Origin of the sequence: Larkinella arboricola (assembly GCF_003259745.1) — a bacterium.
Lineage (GTDB): Bacteria > Bacteroidota > Bacteroidia > Cytophagales > Spirosomataceae > Larkinella > Larkinella arboricola.
In genome coordinates this window covers 1-16,708 of sequence record NZ_QLMC01000007.1, presented here as the reverse complement: position 1 = coordinate 16,708, position 16,708 = coordinate 1, and the positions used below count along the sequence as shown (strand labels likewise).

15 protein-coding genes are annotated in these 16,708 nt (G+C 52.4%); 9 read left to right on the top strand and 6 right to left on the bottom strand.

Features of this window, described 5'->3' with window-relative positions; all coding sequences use genetic code 11:
* The first annotated feature begins 65 nt into the window (after window positions 1-65).
* The 5 genes from LX87_RS23875 to hslU all read left to right on the top strand — a co-directional run bounded on the left by LX87_RS23875 (window position 66) and on the right by hslU (window position 4,794).
* Window positions 66-614: an LVIVD repeat-containing protein gene (locus LX87_RS23875; RefSeq protein WP_111630823.1), complete on the top strand. Its 549-nt coding sequence runs from the start codon at window positions 66-68 to the stop codon at window positions 612-614.
* Between the two features lie 11 nt (window positions 615-625).
* Window positions 626-1,384 carry an LVIVD repeat-containing protein gene (locus tag LX87_RS23870; RefSeq protein ID WP_111630822.1) on the top strand — a complete coding sequence of 253 codons (759 nt, stop codon included), beginning with the start codon at window positions 626-628 and terminating at the stop codon, window positions 1,382-1,384.
* A complete protein-coding gene (locus LX87_RS23865) occupies window positions 1,384-2,124 on the top strand; it encodes a hypothetical protein (protein ID WP_111630821.1) in 741 nt (246 codons plus the stop codon). Before LX87_RS23870 ends, LX87_RS23865 begins: the two co-directional genes overlap by 1 nt.
* An 87-nt stretch (window positions 2,125-2,211) precedes the next feature.
* A complete protein-coding gene (gene porQ, locus LX87_RS23860; RefSeq protein WP_146624544.1) occupies window positions 2,212-3,258 on the top strand; it encodes a type IX secretion system protein PorQ in 1,047 nt (348 codons plus the stop codon).
* A gap of 141 nt (window positions 3,259-3,399) precedes the next feature.
* Entirely contained in the window at window positions 3,400-4,794 is a 1,395-nt protein-coding gene (gene hslU / locus LX87_RS23855) for an ATP-dependent protease ATPase subunit HslU (protein ID WP_111630820.1), read from the top strand.
* A gap of 81 nt (window positions 4,795-4,875) precedes the next feature.
* Here the strand turns inward: hslU and LX87_RS23850 are convergent, their stop codons facing one another.
* From LX87_RS23850 to LX87_RS23835, 4 genes are all read right to left on the bottom strand, one after another.
* Window positions 4,876-5,652, bottom strand: coding sequence for a LytR/AlgR family response regulator transcription factor (locus LX87_RS23850; RefSeq protein ID WP_111630819.1), 777 nt, complete (start codon window positions 5,650-5,652; stop codon window positions 4,876-4,878).
* Entirely contained in the window at window positions 5,649-6,683 is a 1,035-nt protein-coding gene (locus LX87_RS23845) for a sensor histidine kinase (protein WP_111631036.1), read from the bottom strand. Before LX87_RS23845 ends, LX87_RS23850 begins: the two co-directional genes overlap by 4 nt.
* A 95-nt stretch (window positions 6,684-6,778) precedes the next feature.
* The gene (locus tag LX87_RS23840; protein ID WP_111631035.1) at window positions 6,779-7,825 is read right to left on the bottom strand and encodes a S41 family peptidase; all 1,047 of its coding nucleotides are present in this window, start codon (window positions 7,823-7,825) and stop codon (window positions 6,779-6,781) included.
* A gap of 36 nt (window positions 7,826-7,861) precedes the next feature.
* Complete coding sequence (locus LX87_RS23835) at window positions 7,862-8,680, bottom strand: hypothetical protein (RefSeq protein ID WP_111630818.1); 819 nt, start codon at window positions 8,678-8,680, stop codon at window positions 7,862-7,864.
* Between the two features lie 640 nt (window positions 8,681-9,320).
* On the opposite strand from LX87_RS23835, the gene LX87_RS23830 reads away from it, so the two are divergent.
* A complete protein-coding gene (locus LX87_RS23830; RefSeq protein WP_111630817.1) occupies window positions 9,321-10,310 on the top strand; it encodes a hypothetical protein in 990 nt (329 codons plus the stop codon).
* Window positions 10,311-10,421: 111 nt separating this feature from the next.
* A complete protein-coding gene (locus tag LX87_RS23825; protein WP_111630816.1) occupies window positions 10,422-11,339 on the top strand; it encodes a PhzF family protein in 918 nt (305 codons plus the stop codon).
* Window positions 11,340-11,625: 286 nt separating this feature from the next.
* Here the strand turns inward: LX87_RS23825 and LX87_RS23820 are convergent, their stop codons facing one another.
* Window positions 11,626-13,104, bottom strand: a complete 1,479-nt coding sequence (locus tag LX87_RS23820; RefSeq protein WP_111630815.1) for a DUF5723 family protein — start codon at window positions 13,102-13,104, stop codon at window positions 11,626-11,628.
* A gap of 298 nt (window positions 13,105-13,402) precedes the next feature.
* On the opposite strand from LX87_RS23820, the gene LX87_RS23815 reads away from it, so the two are divergent.
* Window positions 13,403-14,887 (top strand): circularly permuted type 2 ATP-grasp protein, encoded by a 1,485-nt coding sequence (locus LX87_RS23815; protein WP_111630814.1) that lies wholly within the window; start codon window positions 13,403-13,405, stop codon window positions 14,885-14,887.
* Between the two features lie 223 nt (window positions 14,888-15,110).
* Window positions 15,111-16,445: a right-handed parallel beta-helix repeat-containing protein gene (locus tag LX87_RS23810; protein WP_111630813.1), complete on the top strand. Its 1,335-nt coding sequence runs from the start codon at window positions 15,111-15,113 to the stop codon at window positions 16,443-16,445.
* Here LX87_RS23810 and LX87_RS23805 read toward each other — a convergent pair.
* On the bottom strand, window positions 16,411-16,708 hold a 298-nt coding region (locus LX87_RS23805; RefSeq protein WP_146624543.1), incomplete at its 5' end, for an integrase core domain-containing protein. The two genes, LX87_RS23810 and LX87_RS23805, sit on opposite strands and share 35 nt — an antisense overlap.

Below are 16,708 nucleotides of genomic sequence, written 5' to 3'. Positions count from 1 at the left end.
TTTTCCTGGCAAATCCAACGTTTTTATCCAAATTTGAATCATAGTTGCACCAATCAGCGGCTTTTATGAAACATCTGTCCTATCCTTCATTGGTTCAACAATTGACCGTTTCCCTGCTTTTGCTGACGGCTTTCGGCTGCGAAACCAATACCGAAGTCGATACGGCCCAGCAGGTTCAGGGGCTTCGACCGGTTTATGCCTCCTATGAGGATGTGCGCACCATTGAAACGCTGGAGCCGCAACCGCTTAAGAATCCCGGTAAGATATACATTAAAGGCGGATATTTGTTTATCAACGAACAAGGCAGGGGCGTCCACATCATCGACAACAGCAACCCCGCCAAACCACAGAAAATCTCGTTTGTGTCCGTACCGGGCAACATCGATATGGCCGTAAAGGATCAGGTGCTGTACGTCGATAACTCGGTTGATCTGGTCGCGCTGGACATCGCCGATCCCCGCCAGGTAACGGTTCTGAAACGCATCAAGGATGCCTATCCGTATCCCTCCTACCCCTCGCAGCGGGGGGTGCCGTTTGAATGCGCCGATCCCGAAAAAGGCGTCGTCGTCCGCTGGGAAACCGCCCGGCTCACCAATCCGAAATGCTTCCGTTAACCGTCAGCCCCATGAAAAGCTATTTATACGGTATCTTAATCGGACTCACCGCCCTGACGGGTTGCTCCGAACTGGCCAACAAAGACAGCGGAACGATCAACCCCGGCGGTGGCAGCGGAACGGGAGGCTCGATGGCCCGGTTTGCCATTGCGGGCAATCACCTGTACGTGGTCAATCAGCACAGCCTGCAAGTGTACGACATCCAGCAGAGCGACAACCCCAGCAGCCTCGGCAAAACATCGCTCGGTTTTGGGGTGGAAACCATCTTCCCGTACAACAACCACCTTTTTATCGGTACTCAGACCGGTATGTACATCATGAACCTGAACAACCCGGCCAAACCGCAGCAGACGGCTTTGTACCGGCACATTTTTAGCTGCGACCCGGTGGTAGCCCAGGGCAATTATGCCTACGTCACGCTTCGCAGCGGCACCTCCTGCAACACCGGCCCCAACCGGCTGGAGGTGGTCGACATCAGCAACCTGGAATATCCGGTGCAGGTCAACTCCATCCCGATGATCAATCCGCACGGTTTGGGCATCGACGGTAACCTGCTGTTTGTTTCCGAAGGCGATTCCGGCCTGAAGGTGTTCGACGCCACCGATCCGGTTGACCTCAAACTCATTAAAACCTTTAACGACATTCGTTCCTACGACGTAATTCCCAACCGTTCGGTGCTGATCGTCACCGGAAAAGACGGTATCTTCCAGTACCGCTACGATTCGTCGCAACGCCTGACGCTGCTCAGTAAACTTCCGATTGAAAACTGATGGCGGATCGTTTTTGCAAAGTACTCGTCTTGCTGTTTCTTTTTTCGCTGAACGGACTGGCCCAACGGGTTCTGCCCGATACGCTGACGCCCGTTCTGAACCGTCCTCCGCAGTGGGTGGTCAAGTTTGCTCCGCTGTCCCTGATTGATCTCGACAACACGATTCAGTTCGGGGCTGAACGGCTTTTAGGCCGAAAACACGCCATTCAGGCCGAATTCGGCTACGGATGGCAGGCTCTCAACCTGTATCCATACCGGCGCGACGACTATGATGACTTTGAAGTCTGGCGCGGTCGGCTTGAGTGGCGACGGTATTCGGGCCGGTATCGGAGCAACCGCCGACCGCATTATGCCACCCCACCCATTGGCCGCTACATTGCCGTCGAAACGTTTTTCAAACAACTCACGGTGCTGGAAACGACCGCCGTGGGTCGGGAATGTCTGGACGGAACCTGCGCCTATTTCCAGCAGGGTACCTTCCCGATGTACCGAACGGTTTGGGGCGCTCATTTCAAACTCGGCCGCCAATTCGTACTGAGCATTCCCGGTGAAAACCGTTTGCTTCTGGATTTTTATATGGGGCTGGGTTTCCGGACTTTAAGCCTCTTCCGGTTTAGTAATCCGGCCAATGGTAACGACAACATCGTTCGTTCCACCGGTTCGGTGTTTGGCTGGGACGCCGGGCAGGCGGGTTCACGGCTTAGCGGGACGCTGGGAATAAAATTGGGGTATGTTTTGTAGCTTTACGGCTTTCCGATTACGGTTCCGGCTGGCTTCGACCGTTCGTCTCAGCGAGGAGCCTACTCAGAAACCGCAAACCAAACGCCCTTGAAAGCCTGTTTCGCAGCGATTTTTGCGTTACTTTCTGCTCTTGCGAACGCCCAGCCGCCGGGCGGACAGGATCGTTTTAGCTTTTTGCGCATTCCGACCAATGCCCGGGTAGCGGCTTTGGGTGGTGTGGCCGCATCGAATACGCAGCCGCAGGCCCTGTTTTTTCTGCAAAATCCGGCGTTGCTCGATTCGTCCGGGCGGAATCAATTGTCGCTGTCGTTTGTGCCATATTTTGCCGACACCCGCTTTTATGGGTTGCAATACGGTTTACCCATCCGGAGCAAAGGATATTGGGCTGCCGGGTTGCAGTACCTGAGTTACGGTTCGTTTGAGCAGACCGATTTACTGGGCAACCCGGTTGGGACGTTTACGGCAAACGACTACGCGCTGAGTCTGACGCACGCCCGCACGGAAGGCAACTTCACCCTCGGGGCGACCCTAAAAGCCGTTGGCTCCTCCATTGAGACCTACTCGGCGTTTGCGATTCTGTTTGATCTGGGCGGCACGTGGCGGCATCCCGAAAAAGAGTTAACGTTCGGACTGGTAGCCAAAAATGTGGGGTTTCGGCTGAAGAGCTATTTGCCTGGTCAGGCAACCGGATCGCCCGATTTACCGTTTGATCTACAGGCCGGTGTAACCGTCAGACCGGAGCACCTGCCCATCCGTGCCACCCTGACGGCTCATCACCTGCATCGGTTCGACATTGTTTATAACGACCCGGCGCAGAACGTGACGTATGATCTGGATGGAAATCCGATTCCGCGCCGGATTGCGGTTCCGGAAAAAATCATGCGCCACCTGGCCGTCGGACTGGAGTTTCTGATTCACCGCAACGTCAATCTGCTGGCGGGTTATAACCACCTGCGCCGGCAGGAAGGCAAACTGGCAACGGGGTCGGGAGCAGCCGGGTTTTCGTTTGGTGCGGCCATTCAGGCAACAGGGTTCCAGTTGACCTACGCCCGGGCGCTGGCAACACCCGCCGTCGGCGGAAGCAGTTATCTAACAGTCCGGCTTGACCTCGACCGCATTTTGCCAAAAAAATAGGAAAATGGGGGCAAGAATTGCCGTTTCCTACGTTTCTTTGTTGTTAATGAACAATGAATCCGATCTTCCCGGGAGCAGGACTTCTCTAAATCCGGCCGCACCGTTTCTGATTCATTCTTCGTTGTTGATTATCCATTTACTATGACGCAAGAACTCAAAGATTTAACCCCACGCCAAATCGTTGCCGAACTCGATCAGTACATTATTGGTCAGCACGATGCCAAACGAAACGTTGCCATTGCCCTCCGCAACCGCTGGCGACGGATGAACAGTACGCCCGAGATGCAGCGGGAAATTACGCCCAACAACATTCTGATGATTGGGGCAACCGGAGTTGGGAAAACGGAGATTGCCCGGCGGCTGGCTAAAATTGCCGATGCGCCGTTTACCAAAGTAGAAGCTTCCAAGTTTACGGAGGTCGGGTATGTGGGCCGCGATGTGGAAAGCATGGTGCGTGACCTGGTCGAGCAGTCGGTGAATATGGTTAAAGCGTCCAAAAAAGAACTGGTCAAAACCCGCGCCCTCCAGATTGTGGAGGACCTGATTCTGGATATTCTGATTCCGCCGATCAAACAGCCCACCGGTTTTGTGCTCGACGAGCCCGCCAACAAAAACGATATGCCCGACTCGGACGCCGAACTGAATGAGCGAACCCGCGAACGGTTTCGGGAGAAAATCCGCAACGGTGAGATGGACGAGCGCAAAATTGAGATTGATGTGCAGCAGAACCAGGCTCCCAATATCGGGATGATCGGCGGCACGGTCGATGAACTGTCGATGATGAACATCCAGGAAATGATTGGCGGAATGATGCCCCGGCGCGGTAAAAAGCGCAAGGTGACCATTGCCGAAGCCAAGAAAATCCTGCTCGAAGAAGAAGCCGCCAAGCTCATCGACATGGATGAGGTGAAGGACGAGGCCATCCGCAAAGCCGAAAATACCGGGATTATTTTCATCGACGAAATCGACAAGATTGCGTCCAGCCGGGGCGGTGGTTCGGGCGGACCGGACGTCAGCCGCGAGGGTGTACAGCGCGATATGCTCCCGATTGTGGAGGGCAGCACCGTCAACACCAAATACGGCAGCATCAACACCGATTACATTCTGTTTGTGGCCGCCGGGGCTTTTCACGTCGCCAAACCGTCAGACCTGATTCCAGAGTTGCAGGGCCGCTTCCCGATTCGGGTGGAGCTGCAAAGTTTGTCGGAAGACGATTTTTTCCAGATCCTGAAAGCGCCCAAAAACGCGCTGACGAAGCAATATGTGGCCATGCTGGCGGCTGAGGATGTGGAATTGACGTTTAACGAAGATTCCCTGCGCGAAATCGCCCGGATTGCCTTCCAGGTTAATTCGGAAGTCGAGAACATCGGCGCGCGCCGGTTGCAAACCGTCATGAGCCATTTGCTGAACGACTTCATGTTTGATATTCCAGACGCCATTGGTGCGAATTCAAAGGTTGTTATCACCAAAGAAATGGTTTCTGAAAGGCTGAATTCCCTGGTTAAAAACCGGGATTTAAGCCAGTTTATTCTGTAATACCGTAGCTGCGGATTTGCGTCCGGGTTTCTTCTGAACGTACTGTTGAAAGAACCCGGACGAGAGTCCGCCGGTATGTTTTCACTCGCCCAGCCACCGCCGGAACGCCGTCGCCTTCTCCCGGCTAACAAGTACCTCTTCCTCAACCGCGGGCCGCAACTCGACTTTCAGCTTGTTGTTGAAATAAAAATGCAGTTTTTCCACCGCTTTGTGGCTCACGATAAACTGCCGGTTGGCCCGGTAAAAGTGCTGCGGATTGAGATTTTCTTCCAGTTCGTCCAGCGTATAATCGAGGTGGAACAGCCGGTTGTCATACGTTCGGATGAAAGAAGCTTTATTCTGGCTGAAAAAATAGGCGACTTCCCCGGCCCCCACCGGAATCAGCCGTTGGCCCTGCCGCACCAGAAACCGGTCGCGGTAGGTTCCGGCAGGCATGGCGCGACGCCCTAGCTCGCTGATCAGATTCTCAATTTGCTGCAACGGACCGGGCGCTCCGTACACTTCTTTCAACTGCCTGAACTTCAGCAATGATCGGCGCAGGGCGGTTTCCTCAATGGGTTTGAGCAGGTAATCAATGCTGTTGACCCGGAAGGCCTTGAGTGCAAACTCGTCGTAAGCCGTCGTAAAAATAACCGGGCTTTTCACGTCCACCTGGCCAAAAATCTCAAAACTCTGCCCATCGACCAGTTCAATATCCATCAGAATCAGGTCCGGTGCCGGATGGCTGCTCAGCCACTGCACCGACGTGGCCACCCCGTCCAGCACCCCAACGACCTCGGCGTCCGCTTCGGCTTTCAGCACCATGTTTTTGAGTTGACGGGCAGCAATGGTTTCGTCTTCAATGATTAAAATCGTCATACGGTTTCGGGTTTCAGCAACGGTACGATTACCTGAAAATGGGTGTCCGTCTGTTGAATCACAATATCGGGCTGGTTCATCAGACGGTATTTGGCGGAGATGTTGACCAAACCGGTTTTGTTGGATGGCACGGTTGCCTTTTTCTTTTGTAAGGTGTTCAACACAATCAGATTATGGCCCGCATCGCTGTACATCCGGATCGTCAGCGGCAACGACGACGACACGACGTTGTGCTTAACGGCATTTTCGACCAGCATCTGAAGGGTCAACGGCGGCAGGTGGTAGTCGAGCAGGTCGGGGGCCACTTCTACCAGCAGATTCAGACCATTTTCGAAACGGGTTTTCAGCAGGTCGATGTACGCCCGCACAAACTCCAGTTCCCGCTCAAGCGAAATCAACGGCTGCTCGTTACTCTGAAGCAGGTACCGGTAAACGTGCGACAAATTGCCGATAAACGACACGGCTTTCTGTTTCTCATCTTCCAGCACCAGCCCCTGCAAAGTATTGAGGCTATTGAACAGAAAATGCGGTTTTACCTGCTCTTTGAGCGACTCCAGCTGTGTTTGCAGGTTGATTTTCTTTAATTCCTCGGCTTCGTAATACGTTACTTTCCACTGCCGGTACAGGTAAATTCCTTCATAGATGGCCGCAATTGGAATGATGCAGAAAATACCGGCAGCAATGTTATAAACATAGCGCATGGGCGTATAATGGTAGCCCCACAGAAGCGACAGATCGTACAGCAAACTGGTTCCGAACCGAAACAAAGCCGTCGTTACCAGAAACCATCCAATCTGAAAACCAATCCGTTGGCGCGTCTGACCCAGCGCCGGAAACCGCCGTCGCGACCGAAGAATACCGTAACGGGCAACGGTCCAGAGCAGCGAGGCTTCCAAAACACCGACAACCACATCCAGCCAGAACGACTGCCCATGCCGACGGTTGATTTCGTCGTAGAAAATCCAGTCGCCGAAGAACGCGACGAGCGGAATACCCGCCAGCCGCAACCACTTGTCGTTTAATCTTTCCACGGGATAAAGGGTCTTGAACCGGAATTTCGCCGGGTAAAATGATGCCCCGTAGCGAGACATCGCCTTTAGGAAATTTCGTTACTCCACCGGTAATCTCAATTCAGAATGAGTTCTATTGCTTTTTCCAGCGCCTTATCGCGACCGGCTTTCAGCTCTTCCGGTTTGTTTTTCACGACAATTTTGGGCGTAATTCCGATGCCTTCCCGGTTTTTGCCGCTTGCGTCGCGGACGTCGGCAATCGGGACGCGGAAACTCCAGCCGTTGGGCAATTCCCGCTCGACAGCATCCGAAAAAGCGCCCCCGGTTACGTCGCCCACCTGCGTGACGTTTTTATTCTGAAGCATCGCCAGCATGAATGTTTCCGCCGAACTGTACGAGGTCAGGTTGGTCAGTACCACCACCGGCCTGGTGTATTGAAAACGGCCTTCCGGTTGCGTGTAAAACCGCAGTTCCGGACCAAAATCGGTGTGCCGGGGGCCATTCCGCAGCCGGGCCGTGAAAGATACGTGTTTTTCCGTCGCAAAGCGGTTGGCGACGTACTGGGCCACCCGGTCTTCGCCCCCACCGTTGTCGCGAAGGTCAATCACAACGCCTTTCAGCTCCTTCATGTAGGCCAGCACCGAGTCCATCGCGTTCGGGTAATAGGCAATGTTGTTTTCAAATCCTTTCAGCAGCAGGTAGCCCACCGTCGGTGCCAATTTACCGTAAATCAGATCATTGCCGTATGTTTTTGTTTCGATCAGGTATTTTTTCACTACCCCGCCGTCATAATCCACCACTTGGGTCCGGGCCAGAATACCGCCCGCATACCAGGGCAGATTCGTGTTGGTCGTTGGGCGCAGGTACACGTGGTTATCGTCCAGCACGTCCAGCAATTGCGTCATCACCTTCAGCAGTTCGGCATCGCTCATGTTGTCGCGGACCAGCGGACGGTATTTCTGATAAGCCGCCTGCCAGTCGATTTTTTTAGGTTCAAAAGCTCCATACATCCGGTCGTACTCGCCCCAGAGCTGGTCAAAATTGGCAACCGGGGTGTTGGGCGCATCGGGACCAATCAGTTGCCGGGTGCAGGAAGTCTCTACGGCGGCCAGTCCGGCCAGGATCAGGAGGTGCAGAAAAGTAGATAACCGTTTCGTTTTCATGCTGTTGTTCATGAAGGATAGATGCTGTTTTTGACATTAAAACCGTACCTCACTTTCCAGCGACAGGGTGCTGCTGACGGCCCGGATGGGACGGGGTAACGGGTAACTCAGGTACCGGACCCGGTAGAAAGCCCCGAGGCTGATGCGGGAATTCACGCGGAAACCGTACCCCAGTTGCACATTGACATTTCCCAGTTTGTTGATAGTGGCCGTTCGGGTGCCCTGTTTAAAATACGCACCCACGTTTGTATCATCCGTCGATTTCGGAAAGTTAGCGTAAATGGCGCGGGTAATCAGGCCAAATACCGCCAGATCGACCCGGAGTGTGAAGGTATGCCGGGGCTGAAACGGGTAGTCATACTGCACCACCGGGGCCACGGTTGCGGTGTTCATAACCCACGGAAAATTGGCCACTTCATCGGCATACCACATGGATTCCTGCAACGCCCCGCCCACCCATAAACTACCCGTGGCGTTGTCGGGCAAACTGACCCGGCGCAGGTAATCCGCTTCGATGGTAGCGCTGTAAAAGACCGATGAGACGTCATACGTAAACGTTTTGCCGTCGGGAAACGGGGTGGCGTACGAGCGGGAACCGAAGCGTTCGGGATTCATGGAACCGGCCCCGCCCGATAAACGGAGATTGAACCGGGAACGGTCCGACGCGTGACCGTAGCGTAAGCCAAATACGGGTCGAATTGTGCCCCGGTACCGCAACGGCGACGCCTGTTGATCGAGCATCCGGAGCGTGAGCGTACCGACGGAGATTCCAACGGCATTGGAATACCGCTGCGCGTAAGCCGGCCTACCGAAAACCGTGAGCAGGAAGCTGATGGTAAAGAGAATGCGTTTCATCGTATTTCGTGGTGACTGTCAGCAAAATTGATCCCTTTGCTTCTCATCCGAAAGAGTCCGCTGACGAATTGGGTCAAAACGCCACCCGACTGGAACGTTTCGGTACTGAACCGGAAATAACCGTTCCGCACTTACCTGCTACGCTGCCCCTGCCGAATAAACCGCCGAACCAGGACGTGAAATCACAGACAGGCTCGGCCCTAGCGCACCAATCTGGAAGACAGGGAATTTGACAGGCTACTGCTTAAGTGTTAAAAACTAACAGTTCGTAACCGTTTCGTGCGGGTTGATGAATGAATCGTTTTCGGCTACCGCTGTCTTCGCTCAATTTTACGGCAGCTAACTTAGAAAGCTGATGCAAACCATACCGTTATCCACGCCATCTCGTTCGACCTGTCAGGAAATCAGACGAAAGAATCCCGCCGGGTTCCCCGCCAGCCGACGTTGCCCGCTGCTCTACCGCACCTGCCCGAAGTGCCTCCGCTCCACAACGGATCCGGATTCGGTCAGCGTGCACGAAGACGCAGCAGCAACTTTCCCGACGTAGGTGGTTTTACATTTTCACAGAAAGCGCGCTTTCTGTACAGGAGTCATCAGGTGAAAACAATACCTGAATATTGAATACACACCTCAAAAAATCATGAAAACAACCAAATTTCTTTTGAGTAACTCATCCACACCGCAGTCCGTCCGGCCCAGACAGCCTCTTGGCAAATTTGCGCTGGTGATTATGGCGGCACTGACCGTAGCGGCCTGTAACCGTTCGGCCACCGAACTGGCTCCCCATCCGGGGGATTCGGACAAGCCGTCGGCGGATACCGTCAAAACGCCCGGCAAACCACAGGTTGATACAACGACTACCAATCCCGGAAAACCGGCGGACCCCAAACCGGGAGATTCAACCGGTACCGGCGATCCGGTTAGCGTGTATAAAAGTATGAAAATCAGCTATTCGGCTCTCGATTTTCAGGAAGTCCAATATGATGCCAAGGGTACGCCGGTGCGATATACCAGTCAGTATATGTACAACCAGGGAACGGGCGACGTGAAGCGTACGGTTTACAGTTTGCAATACGGCGCCGACCAGCGCCTGAACCGGATCGACCAGACGCTTTATCTGGGTAACAAGCAGATTGCCACGACCTACACGCTGTATCACTACACCGGCAATCAGGTTGATCGCACGGAGGAGTTCGCCGTGGACGGCACCCTGCTGGTATCGCGCACGTATCGCTATTCGGCTGCGGGGCAACTGGTGCAGCTCGATCAGAAATCGAGAAATTCCAAAAACGCGTTGCGCCGGACGTTCCAGTACGATGGCAAGGGTAACCTGACCACGATGAGCGATTTTTACAACGTTGCGCCCGACGGCGGTTATGTCCTGGAACTGACGTTCGCGTTTGAGGATTACGACAATCAGAAGCACGTGGAGAATTTGATGGCAACCACCCCCTTCCTGCCTGCGGTAACGTTCCGGACGAATAATTACCACACCAAAATTGTCCGCTCCAAAGACGGAAAGGAAATCAGCCGCGAGACGGTTGACTATGCGTACAATGCGGAAGGTTTGCCAACCCAGCGCGTAACCAGCGGAGCGGGTGGTAAGCTAACCGCCACGTATACATACTAAGAACAGGAAAACGGGTATGGTTTGCGTTTTTAGTTTACGGTGGCCCGACGCGTCGGGTCACCGTTCCTGTAACCAGCACTTCCATCTGTTAAACAAGACTTCCCTAATACCATGCAAACAGTAACCATTTCCGTTGTCACTGCCTTTGTTGACGGCGGCACAGGTGGCAATCCTGCCGGTATTGTCCTCGACGCCGACCGCTTCGATCAGGCAACGAAACAACGCATTGCGACCCGCGTAGGACTTTCCGAAACGGCTTTTGTCTCGGCGTCTGCCGTGGCCGACTTCAACCTGGAATTTTTCACGCCTGTCCGTCAGATTGCCCATTGTGGTCACGCCACCATCGCGGCTTTTTCGTACCTCGCCCAGCAGGGTATTCTGACCAAAACCCACAGTTCGCGGGAAACCGTCGATGGCCCCCGGTCGGTGTATATGGACGGCACACGGGCTTTCATGGAACAGGCCGCCCCCACCTACCAATTTCCGGATTTGCTGGATGCGGAGGTGACTCCTCAGCGGGTTCTGCAATCGCTGGGCCTTTCATCCACTGATTTACTCGACGATCAACTACCGCTGGTAGCCAATACCGGCAACTCCTTTCTGCTTATTCCGGTCCGGTCGGCGGCAATTGTCGAGCGGATCAGACCGGACCTGCAAGCCATCGAACACATCAGCGAACGGCTGGGTCTGGTGGGCTATTATGTGTTTTCGCCCGACACCCAAAAGCCGGACCGTGACGCCGGGGCCCGGATGTTTGCTCCAGCCTACGGTATCCCGGAGGAAGCCGCAACGGGCATGGCGGCTGGGCCGCTCGCGTGTTATCTGTACGATTATCTCAAGCTCCGCAAGACGACGCTGCTCATCGAACAGGGCCACCTGATGCAGCCGCCCTCACCCAGTCTGCTGACGGCCCGGCTCCAAACGGAACGAGGGCTTATTACGGGTTTACTCGTGGGCGGATCGGCGCAGGTATCCCACACCATTGAAATCGGTATTCCTACGGCTATGCTGTCCAATTATAGCAACTAGGATATGCACGAGCAAAGAGATGGCTGGCAGGGCTTTTTGCCGGCTTTTTTCTTTTTAACCGAATCAACGGGGTAAGTCCTGAAAATCGGAACCTGACGCTCCGGCCCGGTACTGTTTCTGTCCGGCATTGTGCCCGAACTGCCTAACGCTTATGGATATACGACAGCATCGGCAGTTTGGTAACAAGCTGGATTTCGCTTGGCTCAATGCCTGTTTTTCAGGCGGGAAAATAAGATCTTTCGGGCTTTTGATGAGCAGGAAGCCGCAGTGTTTTGAAAAATGACGATCAGCGTCTTCTGCCCCACCGTTTCCAGTAGCCGCCTTCCTGCGGGGGGAAGTAACAGTCATTGGGGTTGCGGGGCCCCCGGCGAAACAGCGGAATGGCCGCCCCGGCGTAAAGATTGGCTCCGCGCGGATTGCCGATGTTGACCAGCCCGCCGAGGTGATCCGTTCCGGCAAATACCGGCCCGACCCGCAGCGCCAGCCCAATGGTCGGCATCGAATAATTATCCTGAAGCGCAATGGGCATTGACACCTCCGCCCAACGGCTTTCCCAGCGCGGCACAACGGCCAGCATGGAGGGCGTACTCATGGCCGTTGCATTCGGTGAAACCAGACTCTGCGTCCATAAAACGCCAACGTATAAGTTCTCCCGGTACTGGTAATCCGCGCTGACGTTCAAAGCCGCCGGTAATCCGGAACGGTACGAAGTGGTCCGGTCGGACAGCGGCAAATCGAGTAAACTGACAATACGTTCATGAACGTCATCGGGTTGCTTAACGGGCAGAAACGTGTGATACGTAATCATTTTGTTGGTCACCGAAACCGGGTACATATTAACCAGTTCCGGGTTGCGGAACCGGACCCCGCCAATATCGACCAACGACGCGGAAATGCGGTACAGGTACTTATTTTTAGTTGGATCACGGCGAATTTCGCCCTTCTCCCGGTATGTATATTTCCGGTAATCAGGACGGTATTCGTAGGTCATCCCCAGATCAAAGCCCCAGCCCGCTCCGGCAGACTGCTTGCCAAAAAGCCAGCCCGGCGTAATGCTGGCGCGTTGAAAGGCTTCCTGAGTAGTGTAGCCGTATTTTCCGTTGAAACGCTCGATCTCGAGGGCCTGAAAACCGTTCTGGGTCGGGTCCCGAACGATCTGATGCGTCCCGTTGTCTACCCGGATATGGGAGTTGTAGAAGCCGACATTGCGCTTAACGGTCAGGCCCGCTTTCCAGACCTGATCATCGTTATCGAGCAGGACGGCCCCGAAGGTAAACGCCATTTCAGCAAAGCCGTTGACGTTAGCCATTCCGTGCTGGCTTTCGTTAATGATGCCGCGAAGTTCGGGAATCTGGGTTCCAAACAGCATCAGACGGGCGGTGGCCTCCGACGTATTGCGGTGCGAAACAACCGTCCGGATTCGGGAAGAAACGGCAATTCCAAACCGGTCGCTGAGCGTCAGCAGGGCCGCGGGGCCGCGTACCTCTCCGCCCATTGTCAACCGCTTATCGCGGCCGTTTTGCATTTCTTTCATAAAACCGGTTCGGCCCAGACTGCGACCCCGTTCGCGGTGGTATTCGGCCGGTACGTTGCCGGTTACATACCGGATCATTGAAAAGGGTGCCACCCATCGAGCCTGGTTGGTGGCAACGAATGCATCGGCTGCGGCAAGATTCAGGTAAAAACGGTAGCGGGAATCGGCCACCTCGGACGGATGCCGGTACACAGAATGGGTGCCTCCATAATTACTATTGGAGATACCCATTAAATATTGACTTTTAACGGGAAAAACCGTTCCTAATAAAACCCATGTTGCTAATAAACGACCGTACCGTACTCTCATTCAATGCCAGATAGAAGTGATGCAAACTTATTGTGCAACGCTGAGTCCTTCAAAGATACGTGTTGTTTACAAAAATTAAGAAGCAGTTATTAAGTGGAATCGCAAAAATCGATTTCACGGAAAATAAATAGTAAAGTACTACTCTTTAACGTCAACCATAGAATATTTTGTATATTATTGCAATCAAAAGCGTTTATTCGCCAAAATTACCAGCCCGCGTATGCAATTTCAATCTCAATCACAAGGAAACCTAACTCAAGTACAATCGCAGGGTAACTCGTTTTCATTTGCTGACTATCAGACCGAAAACTTTTATGATGAAATGTTCACGGCGGATGGTCAGGTACGCTCCGGCTACGAACCCTTTAAGCAACGGGTTGAGCAACTGAGTCGTGAAGACATGATTGGGCGGCAACACGCAGCGGAGCGGGCGCTGATGTCGATGGGCATTACGTTCAACGTGTATTCGGAAGGCGAAGGCACGGAACGCATCATGCCGATCGACATTATTCCACGCGTCATTCCGTCGGAGGAGTGGAACCGGCTCGAACGCGGTCTGATTCAACGGATTCAGGCCATCAATATGTTTATTCACGATATCTATAACGACCAGCAGATTCTGAACGACAACGTTGTTCCGCGCGATCTGATCGAGTCGAGCAAGTGTTTTCTACCGGCCTGCATGGGCCTGAAACCGCCCAAGAACATCTGGTGCCACATTACCGGAACCGACCTGATCCGGGGCGATGACGGGCAGTTTATGGTGCTGGAAGACAACCTCCGCTGTCCGTCGGGCGTGTCTTATATGCTCGAAAACCGGGAGTTGTCGAAGCAGACGTTTCCGGAAGTGCTGGCGCGCACGGGTGTCCGGCCGGTTTCCGATTACCCCACGCGGCTGCTGCAACTGCTGCAACACATCGCCGACCGCCCCGACCCGACGGTGGTGGTGCTGACACCCGGTATTTACAACTCGGCGTATTTTGAACACTCTTATTTAGCTCAGCAAATGGGCGTCGAGTTAGTGGATTCGCGCGACCTGGTGGTATCGGGCGGCTACGTCAAGATGCGCACGACCAAGGGCTTCCAGACCGTCGATGTGATTTACCGCCGGATCGACGATACATTCCTGGACCCGCACGTTTTCAATCCCGAATCGCTGATCGGTATTCCGGGCATTTTTGAGGTTTACAAAAAAGGACGGGTGGCCCTGGCCAATGCACCCGGCACCGGCGTGGCCGACGATAAGGTGATTTACGCCTACGTGCCGCGCATCATCAAGTATTATCTGGGCGAGGAAGCCATCATTCCGAACGTGCAGACGTACATCTGCCGGGAGGAGGAAGACTGTAAATATGTGCTGGAAAACATCGAGCAACTGGTGGTGAAGGAAGCCAACGAAGCCGGTGGATACGGGATGCTGATCGGCCCGAAAGCGACCAAAGCGGAGCACGAGCTGTTCCGGCAAAAAATCAAGGACAATCCCCGCAACTACATCGCCCAGCCGACGATCTCGCTCTCCCGCGTGCCGACCATCGTGGGTGATCATACCGAGGGCCGCCACGTCGACTTCCGCCCTTACATCCTCTACGGCGACGGTATTAACGTGATTCCCGGTGGCCTAACCCGGGTGGCGCTGCGGAAGGGTTCGCTGGTGGTGAACTCCTCACAGGGCGGGGGCGGCAAGGATACGTGGGTGTTGTATTGAGGAGTGATACTGCATAGGCTAAATTCTGCGGTCTCATAAGTACCTATCTATGGGTACTTATGAGACCGCATTTCACTTAACTACTTTTATTCAAAAGCTTCAACTCATCTACTTTAGCCATACGTTTAAAAGCTTTATCATTAATTTAAGGCTTAATTTGGCATTCTGTTTGCTGCCTAATGAAGACGATATAACATACTGATCTTTAATCAGCAAGCAGGCAATGAAAATCATTTCCATAAGACTTTTCTTCTTTGGTCTTTTCCTAAGTTGCTTTACTTCGCTAAAGGCAGCGAAATATTATTTCTCTTCGCTGACTGGAGATGATTCCCGAACAAGTTTGCAGGCCCGAAATCCGGCTACTCCGTGGAAGACTATCTCAAAGCTAAACTCATATTTTTCAAGCTTACAGCCCGGTGATTCTGTTTTGTTTAAGAGAGGGGAGACATTTTTCGGACAGATTATTGTGTCAAAGTCGGGTTCCGCCAACCTTCCTATAACAATTGCAGATTATGGTTCGGGTAGTAAGCCAATAGTCTCCGGATTTATAAAGTTGAGCAATTGGATTTCCCGGGGTAATGGTATCTGGGAAACTGCCCACAGTGACTTAACCAACTCTGTCAACATTCTTACTATTAATGGACAAGTTGAGCCTATGGGCCGCTATCCGAATGTTGACGCAGCGAACAAAGGATATTTAACCTACGAAAGTCATATCGGCAACACAAGAATCACGGATAATCAGTTAAACTCTAATCAAAATTGGACAGGCGCTGAGGTTGTTATTCGCAAAAATCGATGGATTCTTGATCGAGGTACAATTACTCAACATTCCGGTACATCACTCACGTACAGCGGCTCCTCTCATTATCAAGCCGAAGACAACTTTGGTTATTTCATTCAGAACCATCTCGCTACTCTGGATAAATCAGGAGAATGGTATTTTAATGAAAATTCAAAGAAAGTGTATATCTATTTGAATAGTAACTTAAGCCCAAGCAATAAAATCATTAAAGCAGCATCAATTAATACACTTATTCAAGTTTGGGAAAAGAGTTATATAAAATTTGAAAACTTAATTATAGAAGGTGCTAATAATAACATTTTTGATATCTATGGATCCAAAAACATTACGATTAGAAACTGCAATTTACGCTCTGGAATTAATGGTGCTGTAGGTATAAACAATATTTCTTTATTGGTTGAGGAATCTGAGATTTTAGATTCTAGCAATAATGGTATCTTTTTTTTATCTACCGATAACACTATAATAAGAAATAATAGCATTAAAAATACTGGAATTATTAATGGTCTAGGTAACAATGGCGACGACACGTATCAAGCCTTAATTCTACGTGGCTCTAACAATCTTATTGAAAAGAACACCATTGTAAATGCAGGCTATTCAGCAATACGTTTTGAAGGTAACAATATTATAATAAAAAATAATTTCATCAACAAATTTAATTTAGTTAAAGATGATGGTGTCCTTACCCCCTATAGTAAGCCAGTTTTGATTGGAATTAAGCCGCCTGTCGGTACTCGACCGGCGTCATAAACTTCAAAGCCTGATGAGGGCGTTCTGAATTGTATTCCATCAGCCACTCATCCACTATTCTTCTTACCTGCCTGATACTGGTAAAAATATGGGCATCCAAAACCTCCCGTCGAAACGTCCCATTAAACCGTTCGATATAGGCGTTCTGCGTGGGCTTACCCGGCTCAATCCAACACAGTTCAATGGTCTGATCTTTGCACCAATCCTGCAAGGCCTGGCTAATAAATTCCGGGCCGTTATCACTGCGGATCCGTTTTGGTTTG